The following is a 16,799-nucleotide window of genomic DNA, read 5'->3' on the forward strand; positions in this document are numbered from 1 at the left end:
CTTCCCCATTTCTGTGCCCGTCCCATCCCAAGCTACTTCAAGATTAGCCGCCATGCTGACAATGGATATCAGGGCTTTGCGCTGCCCTACTTTACAGAAGGTGCTATTCCCCTATTGACGGCTTCATCTATGGGACAAAGGCTATTTCGCAATGAGAAACACAAGGTTCTGAACATCCCGTGGGTGATCTGTGGGTGATCTTCAGTATATTTATACACTTATATCAGAGATTCAGCATTTTTTCAGTTAACTCTCAGCGCAAACTCAGGGAGTAAGTCTATACTAACATCAGATCCCTAGCAAGCGCGCTTTCAAAGAGTGGTAATAAGGATTCGTGATGAGTCCATTAATAGGAGGAACCGAAATGGCCATAACAGCATTTAAACGTTATGAAATGAAATTTATGCTTAGTCAAACACAATTTGATACTCTTATTCCCAAACTGCTAGTGTACATGAACCCCGATGATCATTGCCAAAACGGAAAGGATTACAGCATTTACAATATTTATTACGATACCCGTGATCACAATTTAATTCGACATTCTCTTTCCAAGCCCTATTATAAGGAAAAACTCCGCTTGAGAAGCTACAACATATCAACATCACCGGATGACAAGGTGTTTTTAGAACTGAAAAAGAAAATCGGCGGCATCGTCAACAAGCGACGTGCAGTCCTAACAATGAAGGAGGCCGATGATTTTATCAAATTTGGGAAACGGCCGGTTACGACGAACACTATGACCCAACAGGTCGTCAGCGAAATCGAGTATTTTCTGAGTCACAACGACGTTGATCCTGCGGTCTACATCGGCTATAAACGGCTGGCTTTTTTCGGTAAAGAGGATAAGGACTTTCGGGTAACCTTTGATTATGAGATCACGACCCGAAGAACTGACTTGAGTTTGGAAAAAGCCAGTTATGGAGACCAACTCTTAGACAAAGGGCAGTATTTAATGGAAGTTAAGCTCTCCGATTCTGTGCCAATGTGGTTATCTAAGACACTTTCAGATCTATTGATCTACCGTACCGGCTTTTCAAAATATGGCCAAGAATTCGAAAACACCTGCCCCTATCTTTATCCAACTCACGATGTCAGTTATAGAGAAAGTATGGTTAGCGCCAAGCCCTGGCCAAGTATGGTGAGAAGTGACCCTTCAGTCACCAGCGATAGCCTTAGTTACAGTATTTAATACGCTTGAAAGGAGCCAGCACAATGTTAGAAACGATACTAGCCTCCACGAGTGGAGAATCCCTTACTTTGATGAGCTCTCTGGCTATCCTCTGTGCAGCCTTAGTCATAGGTTTGTTTATCAGCCTTGTTTATATCCAGACTCATAAAAAAGAAGGCTATTCTGCAGGGTTCACCATCACCTTGATTATGTTACCAGCCATCATCGCGGTCATTATCTTACTGATTGGAGATAATGTGGCCAGAGCCTTTAGCCTAGCTGGTGCTTTTAGCCTCATTCGTTTCAGAAGTGCTCCCGGTCAACCGAAGGATATTGCTTATGTATTCTTCACCTTAGCGGTTGGTTTAGCGTGTGGAATGGGATATATAGTCTATGCAGCCATGTTTGCCGTGATATTATGTTCAGTCATGTTCCTCCTGAATTACACTAACTTTCCCAATCCAAGCTCTAATGCCATGAACTTGAAAATCACCGTTCCAGAGAACCTAAACTTCCAAGGACTATTTGATGATATCTTAAACACCTATTCAAATTCTTGGAACATGCAACGGGTAAAAACTAGTAATTTCGGAACCCTGTTCGAAGTGGTTTACAACCTTAATTTAAAACAGTCGATCAATCAGAAAGACTTTCTGGACGAACTTAGATGTCGTAATGGCAATCTGAACATTGCCTTAACATCGAAAGAATATGAAGATAAAATTTACGCTTAAGGGAGACTAAACTTATGAAAAAACCACTTGGGATTCTTTTATCCCTTACCCTTTTATTGACAGGTATAGTAGGGTGTGCCGCCACGAAAAACAGCTCCGATGTGGAAAGCATAAATACTACGAGCGCGATCAATCCAGTTTCAGTAAACTATGATACCGACGATTACTATTTTGACTGGAAAAACGGCAGTTATAAGACTATCGCCTTAGATGGAAGTTCGGCTACAGTAAAAGGAGATAGCTTAGCCGTACAAGACTCAGTTGTTACGATCTCCGCATCAGGTGTTTATGAGATTAGCGGCACTTTGACGGACGGGAGTATTATTGTAGATGTTAATAAGGAGACCGATAAAGAAACGGTATTTCTTGTGTTAAACAAAGCAACTATCAATTCCCAAACAAGCGCTCCTATCTATATTAAAGGCGCTGAAAAGGCGGTAATACTCCTTGAAGACGGCACCGAAAATTCAGTTACTAGTGGAAGTGGCACCATTGTAGATGCCGACGGTGAACCGTCAGCTGCTATTTTCAGCAAGACTGACCTTACAATAACCGGTAGCGGAACATTAGCGGTTACAGCCGATTATAACGATGGTATAACAAGCAGGGATGACTTGAAAATTACTGACGGTACGTTGATTGTATACGCGAAGGCTGATGGAATTGTTGGCAAAGACAGCCTTAATGTTAAAAACGGAAGCATTACCATAACCGCCGGCAAAGACGGTATGCGCTCTACAAATGAAACAGATGAGGGCAAGGGAAATGTCGTTATCCAAAACGGACAATTTACTATTACGGTTGCAAATGATGCTATACAAGCAGCTAAACTAGTACAAATCGACGATGGAAACTTCAAACTTAACTCCGGCGGTGGTTATCCCGGCAAGAGTATCAGTAGTGGGGACAATAATTTCGGCGGTCGTCCTGCTCAAAATGCAACTGCTACAACGAGTACCGAGAATACTGTGAGTACTGAGAGTACAGAGGAAAGCAAAAAAGGCTTAAAGGCGGGGCAAAGTATTCTCGTAAATGGTGGTAATATCAATATTTCATCCTATGAGGATTCAGTACACAGCAACAATGATATTGCCATAAATGGTGGTATCCTGAGCCTAGAAAGCGGTGATGATGGGGTACACGCTGACAACAACCTCCTTATTAACAATGGTGAAATAACCATAAAGAACTCGTATGAAAGTTTAGAGGGTACTAATATAACGGTAAACGGCGGGAAAATTAACGTTACCTCTACTGACGACGGAATAAATGTTAATAACAAGGAGGGTGTTTTGAATATCACAGGTGGCGAAGTTGCTCTAAAGGCCAATGGTGACGGACTGGATTCCAATGGAAGTGTAAATATGACTGGTGGTACTGTCTATGTTGATGGCCCAACAGCAAATAATAATGGTGCTCTTGATTATGACGGTAGTTTTACAATAAGCGGGGGAACCCTCGTAGCCTCCGGCAGCTCTGGAATGGCACAGGCCCCAAATACTAATTCACAACCATCTATTCTTATGAATTACACCTCTACCCAAACGGCGGGAAGTACAATAACCCTTAAAGATAAGGATGGAACTATTGTTGCAACCTATACGCCCTCAAAACAATATAACTCGGTTGCAATTTCTTCTCCCCAATTATCTGTAGGCTCTACCTATACGCTTTATACCGGAGACACTAAAATTGTTGATTTTGCCCTTTCAGACTCGCTTACCTATCTTGCGGAATCTGGCGTAACCACTAAGCCACAAAATGCCGGACCCGGTGGTGGAGGCAAGGGGGCTGGTGGACAACGCCCACAATAATGCCTAGATAGATGACGTCTTCGGATCATAATTTAATCGTACTAAGGGCTTTTATACAAACAACGACTACAACCCGGGTTGTAGTCGTTTATATGTAAGCGATTGAAATATCGGTATTTCATCTTCGTTTTGACATTTTCTGGTTTAATCTATGTGATTTGTATCAAAGGCAATAAATGAAATGATTATAAAAACTATATCATAAATAGCTAGGAAGATCATTGGTTTCCACACATCGTGGAATCCAGCACCCTTAGAAATGTCTATTGTGATACTGAGCCCCAAAAATAGGGCTGGTAGAAATAAAGGTAATGAAATCACATTTGACAGCAATTCACGTCCTTGGCTTCTTAGGGAAAAGAGAGAAACTAGCAGACCAACAGCCACAAACCCTAGGGATGCTAAAAAAATGGGAACAAGAATCAGGACGACCGTAATAGAGAGGTTAAAAAAGAGAAGATAGAAAGGAAATGTTATCAGTTCTACGATAATTACTAGGAACAAATTATAGATGAATTTTCCCAGAAATATTGCCCTAGCTGAAATAGGACAAAGCAGTAGAGCATCCCAACAACCGGATTCATCTTCAGTTGCAAGCGACCTATTAAGGGTTTGGAATAATAAATAGATGAGTATTAGCCAAATTGTTAAAGCTGCCATCTCAGGTTTAGCATTGGGGACTTTGGCTGAAACTAGACTGGACAGAAATATCAAGATAAAAGACAAGGAAATCAGAGAAGTAAACAACCTCAATTTTCCGGATTCTATTTGGAAATCTTTATAAGCGATTGCAATAGCATGTTTAATCATCAGCCCACCTTCTCCCGATAAAACGATTTAAAGGCAGGAATGCTTTCTTCCCACTGAGCATCGAACAGAATTGAACCCTGATTGAAGATAATGATTCTTTGGCCTTCTCGAATCCCCGTATCGAAATCATGGGTAGCAGTTATAACAGTCTTAGCTTCCATAGAATCTATAAAACTGAACAGGAACTCTGAAGATTGTAGATCTAGGCCTGAATAAGGTTCGTCGAGAAGTAATAGATCTGGATCATGAAGCAAAGCTTTTATAATTAGAAGTCGCTGTTTCATCCCTTTTGATAACTGTGAGATTTTAATATCTAGCTTCGCGCTTAAATCAAATTTAGTCAAAAGTCCACTAATTCTTTCAGCTAATTCACACTTGTTAAAGCTATACATTTTTCCATAAAATTCGAGATTTTGTTTTACAGTTAAGGTCTCATAAAAATGACCAGACTGAGGTACGAAACCTAAGTTTTTTAATATCTCTGTCCTATTATTTATTGAACATCCAAAAATTTCAAGTGAACCTGACGAAGGAGTAATTAGACCTGCCAAGATTTTGAGAAAAGTAGTTTTTCCAGCTCCGTTAGGACCAAAAATATTTATTTTTTCTCCAGCTTTAATAGAAAGATTCAGGTTTTTTATAGAAAAGCCTGAATCAAACTCTTTACTGACATTCTTTAAAATTATCATATATACCTCAACACATCTTATTTATAACGCTATCCTTCCTATTATATCATGACTGATTTCTACATGCTTCTAACATTTACCATAAGCATCACACCCAATATTATAGAGGAAGTATCTTACGCAATATCCTCATCAGTTGCTACAGTTTTCCTTAGCTTCAATGAGGTATGAATAACTATGAAGAGGAGGAACGGCTTAACCGTCCCTCCTCTTTCGTTCTCCTCTGTTATAAGCTTCTTAACATCCGCATCACGTTAAATTTAGATGATAATTACTGTTATAGCCGCTCCCCAGGCGCTTCCCACTGTAGCAACGCTACTACCATGCGCTTCTCTATAGAGTAGCTATAATGGTGGTTTATCGACGGTATTGTTCCACTGAATAAAAGAATAATCCCTAATAATATTTGGGGTTCTAAAACCGCATTCGCTGTAATACTTACTAGCTTATGTCCCCATACAGGTTTTCCTCTCCACTGTCCCAGTGAAGCTACAAAAGCCCTTCATAAGATCAGAGACAGGGTTAATATCGTGAGTGTTTGGTGTATCCAGTGAACATGTCCAATATTCCCTACTTTCGGAAACTGATAGCATTTCATAGATAATGAGAAGATCCACCTACATAATCGTAGAGTGGATCTTCTCATTTTATCATCCTTTGGACGATTTCTGAGTTCCTTGTATCCATGAGTCTAAGAGGACAATATTGCAGGATTTCTTCAAATTATGAAGAATAAGTAATAATTAGAGTGATTCGAGTCGTTTTTTGGGAAATCAGAAATAGACAAACACAAATGCCTCGCTTTAATCGGCATGAGCCGAATGGGATAGAGGGTGCGGTGGTAACGCTTTGGAGGGTATATTCCATGAAAATCACGAGTCGTAAATTTATAATCTTTTGGACGCTAAGTTTTTCTATATTGCTATTATACACGAACCGTGTCAGCGCAGCCTCCCCAAGTGCACCTTCCTATGACAATCCCTCATTCAGAGTGATTGTCATAGGAAGCGCAGTCTTTCTGGTGGCGTTGTTGATGTTTATCTGGAATAGGACGCTTCAGCGACTGGTTAAACAAAAAACCAGTGAGCTATGGAATGACCTCAGGGCAAGAAAACAAGTTGAAGCAGAAATTAGAGAGTTAAATGCAGAACTCGAAAGCAAAGTCATTGAAAGAACCTCACAGCTAGAGGATCTATATAGTGCGCTTGAACAAAGTAATGCTCTGCTTAAGGAGGAGATCGTCAAGCGAGAGAACGTTGAAGAGGAGTTCAGAGCCTTGAATGAGGAGCTTGAAAATAAGGTACAAATGCGTACGAGTGAATTGGATGAGCTTAATACTATATTAGAACAACACAACGCTTTGTTAAGCGAATCACAAAGAGTGGCACGATTGGGGAGCTATGTCACAGATTTCATAACGAGAGAATGGCGGTGTTCACCCGAGCTGCATGAAATTTTGGGGATAGACTCTACCTATCCACACACGAGGGAAGGGTGGTTGGCGATTATTCATCCTGATTGGAGGGCCCCAATTATTAATTATTTTTCTAAGGTGACCCGGGCACAACAGGGTTTCGATTTCGAATATAAAATCATCCGCATTCATGATGGAGAGGAACGCTGGGTGCATGAACTTGGAAAAATTGATTTCGATCACCAAGCCAAGGCAGTTTCTTTGATTGGCATGATTCAGGATGTGACGGATCGAAAACATTATGAAGAGAAAATAGTGTATTTGAGTTTCCATGATCAACTGACCGGTCTATATAATCGGCGCTTTTTCGAAGAGGAGTTAAAACGACTCGATGTCGCAAGGAATTTTCCCTTGACACTTGTGATGGCCGATGTCAACGGGCTTAAGCTGATTAATGATTCCTTTGGTCATGCCTTTGGAGATGAACTTCTAAAAAACGTTGCCGATGTGCTTCGTAAAGGCTGCCGAGGCGATGATATAATTGCCCGACTTGGCGGAGATGAATTCGTCATTTTGTTGCCCGAAACGGATTGTGTTGAAACGGAGCAAATTCTTAAACGAATCAATGCGTTAGCTGGAAAGGAAAAAGTGGGTTCAATTGAATTATCGATTTCTTTTGGCTACGAAACAAAACGTTCCGAGACAGAGGATATTCTCGAATTATTAAATAAAGCGGAAGATTTTATGTATAAGAGAAAACTCTTTGAAGGTCCAAGTATGCGTGGAAAAACTATACAGACGATTATAAAGACCCTTCACGAAAAGAACAAACGGGAAGAAGAGCACTCCTACCGAGTTTCCGCACTCTGTCAAAGTATGGGAGAGGCTCTTGGTTTGCCGGAAGGAGAAATTCAAGAACTTAAAACCGTCGGCTTACTTCACGATATAGGCAAGATCGCAATCGACGAAGAAATACTCAATAAGCCGGGTATACTAACCAAGAATGAATGGGAAGAAATTAAACGTCATCCGGAAATCGGTTATCGTATTCTGAGCACTGTCAATGGGATGGTAGAAATGGCCGAATACGTGTTGGCTCATCATGAACGATGGGATGGCCTAGGCTATCCAAAGGGTTTAAAGGGTGAGGAATTACCCCTTCAACCCAGGATTATTGCCATTGCAGATGCCTATGATGCCATGACGAGCGCACGAAGCTATCGAGATGCTTTACCGGATGAAGTAGCTATTGCAGAACTTCAGAAGAATGCCGGGATTCAGTTCGACCCAGAGTTAGTAAAGATCTTTATTGACAATGTTATTAACTCGTGACGAACGATCCCTGTCTTAATATTTAAGTGAGTCCCCCTTGTGCTTGTGCTCTTGCACCTCATAGGTGCATTTTTTTAACTATAGCACTAAGCCAGTATTCATTGATTCTCTCGTCCCTAACATCAGCGGTTTTATATAGTTCGCAAATTGTCAGTACTGGAATGTAAGTTAACATTTCACTAAAGGAATTCTCATCATAACCGTTAAACAATCTGTCATCCTTCTGATAAACCTTGTCCCCATATTTGAATGACATGAAAAACACACCGTCCTCGGATAGTTTTGAGGCTAGCCTTTGGAGTATGTTGATGATGGATCCTCTGTCAACATGCAAAAGCGATGCAGAAGCCCATATGCCATTAAACATACCATCTAAATCGACATCCTCAAATTTAGCATGCAGAACGGACAACCCAGTAAGTTTCGAGCTCAAATTGACCATTTCCTCCGACGCATCAAAGGCATCAACATTGTATCCTTTGCTGAGAAAATATAGACTGTCCCTGCCGGAACCGCAACCTGCATCAAGAATACGATTCTCTGGAAGAAGGTATTCTTCAAATCTTCTGTAGTGTTCGCTCATATCCACATTTAGCGTATTATTATAAAATTCATGGGCGTTCTTATTATAGAAATCGACCGTTAAGTTTATCATTTTTCTAAACTCCCTAAAAAGGAATTTTTAGTTTCCTTCTTTCAATCGTGAAACTCCCACTTCTCTCTTACTGATTAATAACTTTGGTTATATTTTTAATCAGTATTGAGATTGTGCCATCAGGATTATTAATAAATTCAATTAACTCCTTGTTATCGTAGAAATTAGAAGGGAAATTAATTTCTATTCCACTATCAGTCTTTAATTTCTGAGTTCTATATTTTTTTGTGGTACTGTTAGTTACGGGTATTTCAACTATATTTTCTACCAAACCTAGCTTTTTGACTTCCTCAAGATACTCTTTTTTTATTTGCTGGTTATCTCCAAAAACGGATTCAGCTACTAAATCAACCTGTATGCTATTTGTCTCTTCAATCCCTTCTGCAAGGCAGGTTCTGAATTTAGAGACTTTATCAAATTCTTCATCGAAATATTTTTTATTGACTTTACTAACTGCCTTATCTAACACCTTTAATTTTTGCGAATTAGACAACTCACTAACGCATTTAAGGAAGTACTTTGATAAGTAGTATTCTTTTTGCCCGCAAATTTCATATTGCTTTTCTAATATCTTACATTCGAAGTTTGATAGGTTAATAAGAATACATTCTTCAACCTTTTGTGTTTCATTTGGCAAAGTAGTTTTTTGCTTTATCAGGTTATTAAAATTACCTTGATCAGTATTCGATACATAGTGCATATAACTATTTCTATAATTTAGTTTCATTAATAAAAAGTAGTTATTACCGCTGTCTTCAAAGGTAGCAAATACTACATCACCGGAAGGGATGCTAGGGTTTTCCTTCATTATTGCAAATAACATATTAGCAAGTTCAACACTTACGTCGATAAAGCTTTCTTTATCTAGATTGATTTTTTTGCACAAATCATATATTTTATTTCCATTAAGTTCGAATAAGACATTTTTAAGATCACTATCATTAATAATCTTACTGAGATGTTTTTTCAAGAAGTCATCAATATCTTTTTCATTATTCATTTCTTTTATAGATAGTATTGGAACTTGTAAATTAGCATCTAAAATATGTAAAATAGTTTTGTCAAAAATACAATTATTCACTTTTTGCCCCTCTTTACTGACCCAATATCTTCCTGAAATAGCCTAAGGCGACCTTTTTTAGTATTTAGCTATCTTGAGATCAATGGGTAAATTATGTAATAAAGGCGGATGATAATCCGCCACCTTTTATCGTTCTTTGCAACTTTTCACTTACTTTGAAAAGCAACTATTTGCAGATAAGCTTATCATAAGATGCGTTTCATGGAAAGATACTGAAGACAGAAGCACGAGGTATGCTATGATAGAATCTGTTCAAAGAAAGTCTCTCCGCTTCAACTTCAGGTGCATCGTGTGTTATGCTGCTCATTAAAGGAAGACAAACCCATTACGGTTCTCTATAAAGGAGGCTCTCAATTGGAAACGACAGCATTAATTCTAGCTATTATTTTATTTATAGCAGGTCTGCTGGGGACTATACTGCCTATTTTACCTGGTGCAATCCTCATATACGGCGGCATGCTTCTCTATGGGTTCATGACTGAATTCGCATCACTAGACGTAAATTTTTTTCTCCTACAAGCATTAGTGCTAGCTTTGATTTTTTCCGTCGACTTCCTTGCTTCTGCTGTTGGCACACAACGCTTCAATGGCAGTAAACAGGCAGCAACAGGTGCAATAATCGGCACAATCCTCGGTTTACTATTCTTGGGCCCGCTGGGTCTCCTAATTGGCCCATTCCTGGGAGCGGTTGGGGCAGAATTGTTGCGTGGTGTAAAAATAAAACAAGCAATGCTGGTTGGTTTTGGCACCCTCGTCGGCATCCTGGGTGGCACAGTTCTAAAATTATGTGCTGGGGTCTTAATGATTGTCTATTTCTTTATGCGTATTTAGACTTTTAAACGAGTGCTAATGGGAGAAGATTTTTAATCGTATTTTAATAATAATCACAGTCTCCTTGAAGTTATTTTTGTTAGAATTCATACATACTCAATTGCGGTATAATAATAGAAACCAAGGAGGAAATATCATGACAACCCTAGAACAAGTAGAAAAACTACGTGCGATGGCCAATGTAAGCTATGATGAGGCCAAAACTGCCCTAGATGCAACAAACGGGGATTTGCTGGAAGCTATTATCTATCTGGAGAAACAGGGAAAAGTTAACGCTCCGATCGGGGGCGGTTATTATAGCAGCGAAAAGCAAGCAAACATAAGCGACAAAACCTACAAAAACACAGGCTGGGAAAAGCAAACTAAGGATAGCGGCGGCGGCACGAGGATCATTTCTTTGATGAAAAAACTCGGAAGCTTTTGCTTGAAAATGATTCGCAGGGGCAATTCAAATAGCTTCGAAGTACTCCAGTCTGAGCAAGTTAAAGTTTCTGTTTCGGTCACAGCCTTTGCCTTGCTGCTGATCTTCGCCCCTTGGATTACTATTCCATTGCTTATCATCGGACTATTCTTTGGTTTTCGCTATCGCTTCACCGGTCCTGATTGTAGCGGAAACACTGTCAATAAAGCGATGAACAGTGCAGCAGACGCTGCCATAAACCTCAAGAAGTCCATGGATAAGTAAAGAAAAATTATTTGAAATGGCGGGCTTACAATGAGTTCAAAAATACTGATTATCGAAGATGAGGAAAAGATTGCCCGCTTTGTCGAGCTTGAGCTTGGCTATGAGGGCTACACCACAACAAAGGCCTTTGATGGCAGAACAGGGCTTGAACTCGCCGAAACCGGCGAGTTCGACCTCGTTTTGCTGGATGTTATGCTGCCTCAGTTAAGTGGCATGGAGGTGCTGCGCAGAATTCGCCGAACCTCCTCCGTTCCCATCATCATGCTGACAGCGCGGGACAGCGTTATGGATAAGGTTTCCGGACTCGACAGCGGGGCGAGCGATTATATCACTAAACCCTTTGCCATTGAGGAGCTTCTCGCCCGGATCCGTACTGCCCTCAGAAAAACCAAGCAAGAAGACGGTGTGTTATCCGCCTCCGGTTTGCTACTGGACACTGGTCGCCATACAGTTACCATGATGGGCAAGCCTATTGAACTGACTAAACGTGAATTTGATCTTCTCCACTATCTGCTAAAAAACAAGGGCTTGGTCGTTTCTCGGGAAGCGCTGCTCGAACATGTATGGGGCTTTGATTTTGCGGGAGAAACTAACGCCGTTGATGTCTACGTGCGTTTTTTGCGAGGAAAAATTGACGAGGTGTTCGATATTAAACTAATTCACACCGTCAGGGGAGTGGGGTATGTGATTAAGGATGAAAAATGAACCTTTAAACAGTCCCACGAATCGCATCGGCCATAATATTCGCTTTTCCCTAGTCTGGAAGCTCAACATTAAGCTATTTTTCCGTATGCTAGGTTTTTTTTTGGCCCTTGATATTGCACTGTGCTTGGTGACTGCAGCAGGGCTACTCGTGCACGCCGAACAAACCGTGGCGTCGGTGGCCGAAAAGCTGAACCAAACAGGACTGCCTACTCAGGATGCGGAAAACTGGCTCGAGCTCACCGGATACAGCGTTTCGTTGCAGACGGGAGAACCGAAAGGTTTTCAACTACCTCAAGCCCTCCAGAACTACTCCAAACAGACTGTGTCTGGTATAAGAAGTATTGACCTGCCGAATTCGGGAAACTTACCTTTTTGGAGACAATTAGAGGGTGTTACCTACAATGCAATGCTCGATGAGACCAGACAATCTTATCTTATTTCCATCCGTCTTCAGGAGACCCTACAGATTGTCGCAGGGATGTTTGCCACACTCTTTCTTCTAGAGTTATTAATGCTGTTCGGCAGCATCTTCTCAGGTGCACGAACGATTCGAAAAATCCTCCGGCCCATTGAAGAATTGGCTAAAACAGCACAAAACTTGACGATCGGAGGTGTCTTTACACCGGAGCAGCTGGAAGTTCTGGCAGGTAAATTAGACAACATCAATGCCACCAAGCTGGATACAAGAATTCCAATAGACGATACACAAAGCGAATTAAAAACCCTCGCCTCTGCTATTAACGGGATGCTGGACCGGATCAACGAATCCTATCGTTCCCAGGCACGCTTTGTCTCGGATGCGTCCCATGAGCTAAGAACGCCGATTTCCGTCATTCAGGGGTATGCCAATCTACTGGATCGTTGGGGTAAGAAGGATGAAAAGACGCTGCAAGAATCCATTGATGCCATCAAAGATGAAACTGCGAATATGCAGGGCTTGGTGGAACAGCTTTTGTTTCTGGCGCGGGGTGATAACAACACCATGTCTCTGCAAATAGAGCGTTTTGAACTATCCGACCTGGCTGTCGAAGTCCTACGGGAGACGCAGATGATCGACGGTGGGCATGAATACGATTCACGTGTTATGCCCGTTTTCATCAACGCGGATAAAAGCCTAATCAAACAGGCAATGCGAATATTGATTGACAATGCCATGAAATACAGCCCGCAGGGTAAGCGGATCACCCTTTCTGTCTCTGGTGAACAGGGCTATGCCCGACTGTCCGTTCAAGATGAAGGCATTGGTATCGCGCCTGATGCGGTTCCTCAAATTTTTGACCGCTTCTTCCGTGCCGACGAATCCCGTGCCAGAGCCACGGGTGGAACGGGACTGGGCTTATCTATTGCCAAGTGGATTACGGAGCGGCATGGCGGTCACATGGAGGTTTTGAGTAGGCAAGATATCGGCACTAGAATTTCGATTATGCTCCCTGCCGCGCCCGAGGCATAACCCTTTCATTAGCAGCAGCTACCTCCACTGCTCCCCGAGCAATCGCAGTTTGGTTCCGTTCCAGTCAACCAACCCATAATGATCGCAAAGGCACAGCCAACCCCTTGCTTAACCTCGATTGCCTTAAACGAACAGTTTTTAGCACAGGCACCGCATTCCATACAGCGATCTTTATCAATAATAACGGATTTTCTATCTTTTATGAGAAAGACGTTATGCGGGCAAACCTCTAGACACTTACCACAGCCCGTACATAACTCTGACTTCAGCTTCAACGTCGCAACATTTTTTAAATATAGATTCTTCATAAACAACACTCCTTAGAGTTAGTGAACTCCTCAACTAAAGATAAAACTGTTAAGCAAAATCAGAACTACCCCTATAACTATCGAGATAATTATTGCAGGGACAGCTATTTTCATTTCTTTCAGGACCCCTGAAAAGGAAGTAAACGTTGAAGACCCTGTAAAGTTCATTGCTAAAAAAGCAGAGATCGAAGGAAGAACGAATAAATACCCCAGAGCTCTCAAGATGCTGTACTGAGGAATAGCCGTCCATCCATTCCAGCCATTAAGCACGTTAACGATGACTGCCCAAATAAATCCTAATAGCCATCCTTTCCAGGCGAAAGCTCTGCCCGGAATCCACGGCAGCAAGACTGGGGTTATGACACAACCGACAATGACTGCGCCCATATAGCCATAAAAATCGGCCAGTCCAAAAGGCCCTAAATCAAGGAGATTTAACAGAAAGAGTACGCCAAAAATCATCAAGGAAATTTTGAACGTGCCAACTAATTCTACGGGAGTCAAAACCAGACGATCATACGCGCTGGATCTGACCGTCCGCATTTCAGTAGTCGCTTTCATTCCCAACTTGATAAATTTTTTGATATCCTTGGCCTTCACTGGCCCATAAATCACTTTGAAGCCTGAATACTTGGCAACCTCGTGAGCACTTATCCCTGGAGCTCCTAATTGTGGTAGGATGATAGTTCTGTGAGACACAAATTTCTCGAGTTGAACGATAGCAATACGGTTGAGTAGTTCCGTTGTCCCGAAGGTTCCTTTACCGGCAGCACACCATACATTGATGCCCTTGGTATCGAGCACTAGAATCCAGGCATCTATCCCCTTCAGTTCTTTTCTTAAACTATCGAAGCTCATTTTATAATTCGCTGAAACCAGGACCGGAGAAGTGCTATCTGGCTTGCCTAAACTATAGAGACCGGGTTCCACAGTAAAGGTCATTCTGTTAATTCCCCAACGTGCTTTCCAAGTACCTAGAGTATCTTTGAATGTCAATTGATCTGTTGTTTGGATAATTTTTAGTTCTCTGCTGGATATCTCCATATTACCGACACCTCTTCTCATGATCTTAAGTTGAATGAGTTCACTTAAGCATTATTGGTTATTTTCTGTATAATTTGCTTTTCATAAGTTACTTATTTGACAATTACAATTATCCTTAGACTTGCCAATACCTTGCTCATTATTAGATTTAATCTCGATCAGAAAATCAGAGATAGCTTCTATTACAGCTCCATTGATTCTATAATACATCCACGCTCCATCACGTCTACCAGTAACAATTCCGCTCTCGCACAGAATCCTCATATGATACGACAAGGTGGGTTGTGTAATGTTAAAGTTATCTAATAGTTGACAGGCACACATTTCGCCACTAGAAAGTAAGTCTACTATTTTCAGGCGCGTCTGATCGGAAATTGCCTTAAATAGTGAAACATATTCTGCGTAACTATACTTCATAAAATCACTCCAGTATTTTTTCGATTGTAGATATAGATAAGTCTCTATATCCGTATTATAACTGCCATATAGATAATTGTCTATATGGCAGTTATAATACGGATATATTTATCTGTGAATGTCGTTGGACTACTTTTCATATTGCTTTTCATACCGTTTTAAGGGAGTTACATTGAAGCTCAGGTTCGGCAATTTTGTTCCCGTTAAGGATCTTAGGATGAAAATTGTATTAGGGTGTGCCATTCGTGGCACCCTCTTCTTTAAGGTGTTTTAACACTTAATTTCCCAAATGCTTTTATTAAATCTAATTGCAAGGTTGCCTTTATACACATTATTGCTTATAGTGAACTCGTTCTACTAAAGTAGAATATTGAGTACCGGTGGGTAGGCCATAAGTTTTAAGCTATGAGGTGCTAAAATGGAACAGATTTTACAAGTGTTAAATAACATTGATACCAGTCTACATTATTATTTTGAAGTATATGGGGTTGCCATTTATGTTTTGCTATTTTGGGTGATTTATTGTAAAACAGCTTTTGTGGTCCTAACATTTTTGCCTGGGGATACGACAGCTTTTGCAAGTGGCACGTTCACAGCAATGGGGGAATTAGAATTATGGGTATTATTTGTGCTTTTTGTTACCGCAACAGCACTAGGCGATAGTCAGAATTTCTTAATTGGAAAATATGTTGGTAAAATACGATCGAAAAATCATTTCCTTATCAGACTTATTTCTGAAGAGACCGTTGCTAAAACGAGAAACTTCTTAACTGATTATGGAAAAGTGGCCATTATATTTTCACGATTTGTGCCGTTAATGCGTACTTCCATCCCTTTTGTAGCTGGCTATACGGGTTTCGCTTATCATTCTTTTTTTAGCTTTAACTTAATTGGAGGACTTATTTGGACAACTGTCTGGCTCGGGGCAGGATTTATTTTAGGAAACTTCACATGGGTAGAACAAAATTTATTCGTAACCTTGTTATTCGTTTCATGCACAGCATTTATACCAGCAGTTATTGGATTTATGACAAAGTATAAAAAGATAAGTCACTTGTGAGGTCACTATTTTGCATTTCTTCTTAATCTGCAATTAGCTCAGACGGTTACAAATTCATCCCCCACCTTGTTCTCTTTTGATTTATTATGCTTCTTGCCGAGCGATGAACTCCTCAAGCTTTCTCTGAAGGACTCCTAGGTCGACTGGTTTAGAAATATAGTCGTCACACCCAGCCCGAAAAAACTCCTGGATGTGACTCCCCATGACGACCAAGTCAATGTTTTCATTTTCAACTTCTTGGATGATAACGTTCCCTGGATTCCCATGCAATTTTTTACTTTTTAAAGTAACTCCAATAAGATCAGTTCCTTCAAACGTCGCTACTATTGTACGCTCACCTTCTTCTTCAATTTGCTCAAGCAAAATTTGATAATTATAAATATTAGTGTCATATTCTTTAGGCATTCGAATGACGAACAAAATCTCAATCTCTGAGTCAAATTTCCGAGCAAGATCCACTGCAGTTTTCAATGCTCGTCGTGAATACTCTGATCCATCAGTTGCTACCAATATTTTCTTCAATTGAATCACACCTCTCCTGATCATTACTATATTTATATTTCAGGTTTAGTCTGAATAAGCCACGAGCCGAGTTTCAA

17 protein-coding genes are annotated in these 16,799 nt (G+C 40.7%); 9 read left to right on the forward strand and 8 right to left on the reverse strand.

Going from position 1 to position 16,799, the window contains the following annotated elements; genetic code table 11:
* Nucleotides 1–364: 364 nt before the first annotated feature.
* The 3 genes from E4K67_RS24810 to E4K67_RS24820 are packed head-to-tail and all read left to right on the forward strand — an operon-like array spanning nucleotide 365 to nucleotide 3,719.
* Entirely contained in the window at nucleotides 365–1,192 is an 828-nt protein-coding gene (locus tag E4K67_RS24810; protein WP_135551656.1) for a polyphosphate polymerase domain-containing protein, read from the forward strand.
* Between the two features lie 23 nt (nucleotides 1,193–1,215).
* A complete protein-coding gene (locus E4K67_RS24815) occupies nucleotides 1,216–1,905 on the forward strand; it encodes a DUF4956 domain-containing protein (RefSeq protein ID WP_135551658.1) in 690 nt (229 codons plus the stop codon).
* Nucleotides 1,906–1,919: 14 nt separating this feature from the next.
* The gene (locus E4K67_RS24820) at nucleotides 1,920–3,719 is read left to right on the forward strand and encodes a carbohydrate-binding domain-containing protein (RefSeq protein WP_135551660.1); all 1,800 of its coding nucleotides are present in this window, start codon (nucleotides 1,920–1,922) and stop codon (nucleotides 3,717–3,719) included.
* A gap of 144 nt (nucleotides 3,720–3,863) precedes the next feature.
* On the opposite strand, the gene E4K67_RS24825 is transcribed toward E4K67_RS24820, so the two are convergent.
* Both E4K67_RS24825 and E4K67_RS24830 read right to left on the reverse strand, forming a co-directional pair.
* Nucleotides 3,864–4,529 (reverse strand): heme exporter protein CcmB, encoded by a 666-nt coding sequence (locus tag E4K67_RS24825; RefSeq protein ID WP_135551661.1) that lies wholly within the window; start codon nucleotides 4,527–4,529, stop codon nucleotides 3,864–3,866.
* Complete coding sequence (locus E4K67_RS24830) at nucleotides 4,529–5,218, reverse strand: ABC transporter ATP-binding protein (RefSeq protein ID WP_135551663.1); 690 nt, start codon at nucleotides 5,216–5,218, stop codon at nucleotides 4,529–4,531. Before E4K67_RS24830 ends, E4K67_RS24825 begins: the two co-directional genes overlap by 1 nt.
* Before the next feature lie 865 nt (nucleotides 5,219–6,083).
* Between E4K67_RS24830 and E4K67_RS24835 the strand changes: the two genes are divergently transcribed.
* The gene (locus E4K67_RS24835; RefSeq protein WP_199242644.1) at nucleotides 6,084–7,964 is read left to right on the forward strand and encodes an HD domain-containing phosphohydrolase; all 1,881 of its coding nucleotides are present in this window, start codon (nucleotides 6,084–6,086) and stop codon (nucleotides 7,962–7,964) included.
* 58 nt (nucleotides 7,965–8,022) lie between these two features.
* Here E4K67_RS24835 and E4K67_RS24840 read toward each other — a convergent pair whose 3' ends face one another.
* Nucleotides 8,023–8,619, reverse strand: a complete 597-nt coding sequence (locus tag E4K67_RS24840) for a class I SAM-dependent methyltransferase (protein ID WP_135551665.1) — start codon at nucleotides 8,617–8,619, stop codon at nucleotides 8,023–8,025.
* Between the two features lie 67 nt (nucleotides 8,620–8,686).
* Entirely contained in the window at nucleotides 8,687–9,700 is a 1,014-nt protein-coding gene (locus E4K67_RS24845) for a nucleoid-associated protein (protein WP_158408574.1), read from the reverse strand.
* Nucleotides 9,701–10,054: 354 nt separating this feature from the next.
* Here E4K67_RS24845 and E4K67_RS24850 point away from each other — a divergent pair, with 354 nt between their 5' ends.
* The 4 genes from E4K67_RS24850 to E4K67_RS24865 all read left to right on the forward strand — a co-directional run bounded on the left by E4K67_RS24850 (nucleotide 10,055) and on the right by E4K67_RS24865 (nucleotide 13,371).
* Entirely contained in the window at nucleotides 10,055–10,531 is a 477-nt protein-coding gene (locus E4K67_RS24850; protein ID WP_135551669.1) for a DUF456 domain-containing protein, read from the forward strand.
* A gap of 136 nt (nucleotides 10,532–10,667) precedes the next feature.
* Entirely contained in the window at nucleotides 10,668–11,216 is a 549-nt protein-coding gene (locus E4K67_RS24855) for a ubiquitin (protein ID WP_135551671.1), read from the forward strand.
* 30 nt (nucleotides 11,217–11,246) lie between these two features.
* Nucleotides 11,247–11,921 (forward strand): response regulator transcription factor, encoded by a 675-nt coding sequence (locus tag E4K67_RS24860; RefSeq protein WP_135551673.1) that lies wholly within the window; start codon nucleotides 11,247–11,249, stop codon nucleotides 11,919–11,921.
* Nucleotides 11,911–13,371 (forward strand): sensor histidine kinase, encoded by a 1,461-nt coding sequence (locus tag E4K67_RS24865; RefSeq protein WP_135551675.1) that lies wholly within the window; start codon nucleotides 11,911–11,913, stop codon nucleotides 13,369–13,371. The genes E4K67_RS24860 and E4K67_RS24865 overlap by 11 nt, the downstream gene beginning before the upstream one ends.
* Nucleotides 13,372–13,379: 8 nt before the next feature.
* Here E4K67_RS24865 and hgcB read toward each other — a convergent pair whose 3' ends face one another.
* The 3 genes from hgcB to E4K67_RS24880 all read right to left on the reverse strand — a co-directional run bounded on the left by hgcB (nucleotide 13,380) and on the right by E4K67_RS24880 (nucleotide 15,140).
* Nucleotides 13,380–13,679: a mercury methylation ferredoxin HgcB gene (gene hgcB / locus E4K67_RS24870; protein WP_135551677.1), complete on the reverse strand. Its 300-nt coding sequence runs from the start codon at nucleotides 13,677–13,679 to the stop codon at nucleotides 13,380–13,382.
* A 30-nt stretch (nucleotides 13,680–13,709) separates the two neighbouring features.
* On the reverse strand, nucleotides 13,710–14,723 hold the full coding sequence (gene hgcA / locus E4K67_RS24875) for a mercury methylation corrinoid protein HgcA (protein WP_135551679.1): 1,014 nt from the start codon (nucleotides 14,721–14,723) through the stop codon (nucleotides 13,710–13,712).
* 81 nt (nucleotides 14,724–14,804) lie between these two features.
* Nucleotides 14,805–15,140: an ArsR/SmtB family transcription factor gene (locus E4K67_RS24880; RefSeq protein ID WP_135551681.1), complete on the reverse strand. Its 336-nt coding sequence runs from the start codon at nucleotides 15,138–15,140 to the stop codon at nucleotides 14,805–14,807.
* A gap of 418 nt (nucleotides 15,141–15,558) precedes the next feature.
* Between E4K67_RS24880 and E4K67_RS24885 the strand changes: the two genes are divergently transcribed.
* Complete coding sequence (locus E4K67_RS24885) at nucleotides 15,559–16,200, forward strand: DedA family protein (protein ID WP_135551683.1); 642 nt, start codon at nucleotides 15,559–15,561, stop codon at nucleotides 16,198–16,200.
* 84 nt (nucleotides 16,201–16,284) lie between these two features.
* On the opposite strand, the gene E4K67_RS24890 is transcribed toward E4K67_RS24885, so the two are convergent.
* Complete coding sequence (locus E4K67_RS24890) at nucleotides 16,285–16,722, reverse strand: universal stress protein (RefSeq protein WP_158408575.1); 438 nt, start codon at nucleotides 16,720–16,722, stop codon at nucleotides 16,285–16,287.
* Nucleotides 16,723–16,799 lie beyond the last annotated feature (77 nt).

This window comes from Desulfosporosinus fructosivorans, assembly GCF_004766045.1.
GTDB classification, from domain to species: Bacteria; Bacillota; Desulfitobacteriia; order Desulfitobacteriales; family Desulfitobacteriaceae; genus Desulfosporosinus; species Desulfosporosinus fructosivorans.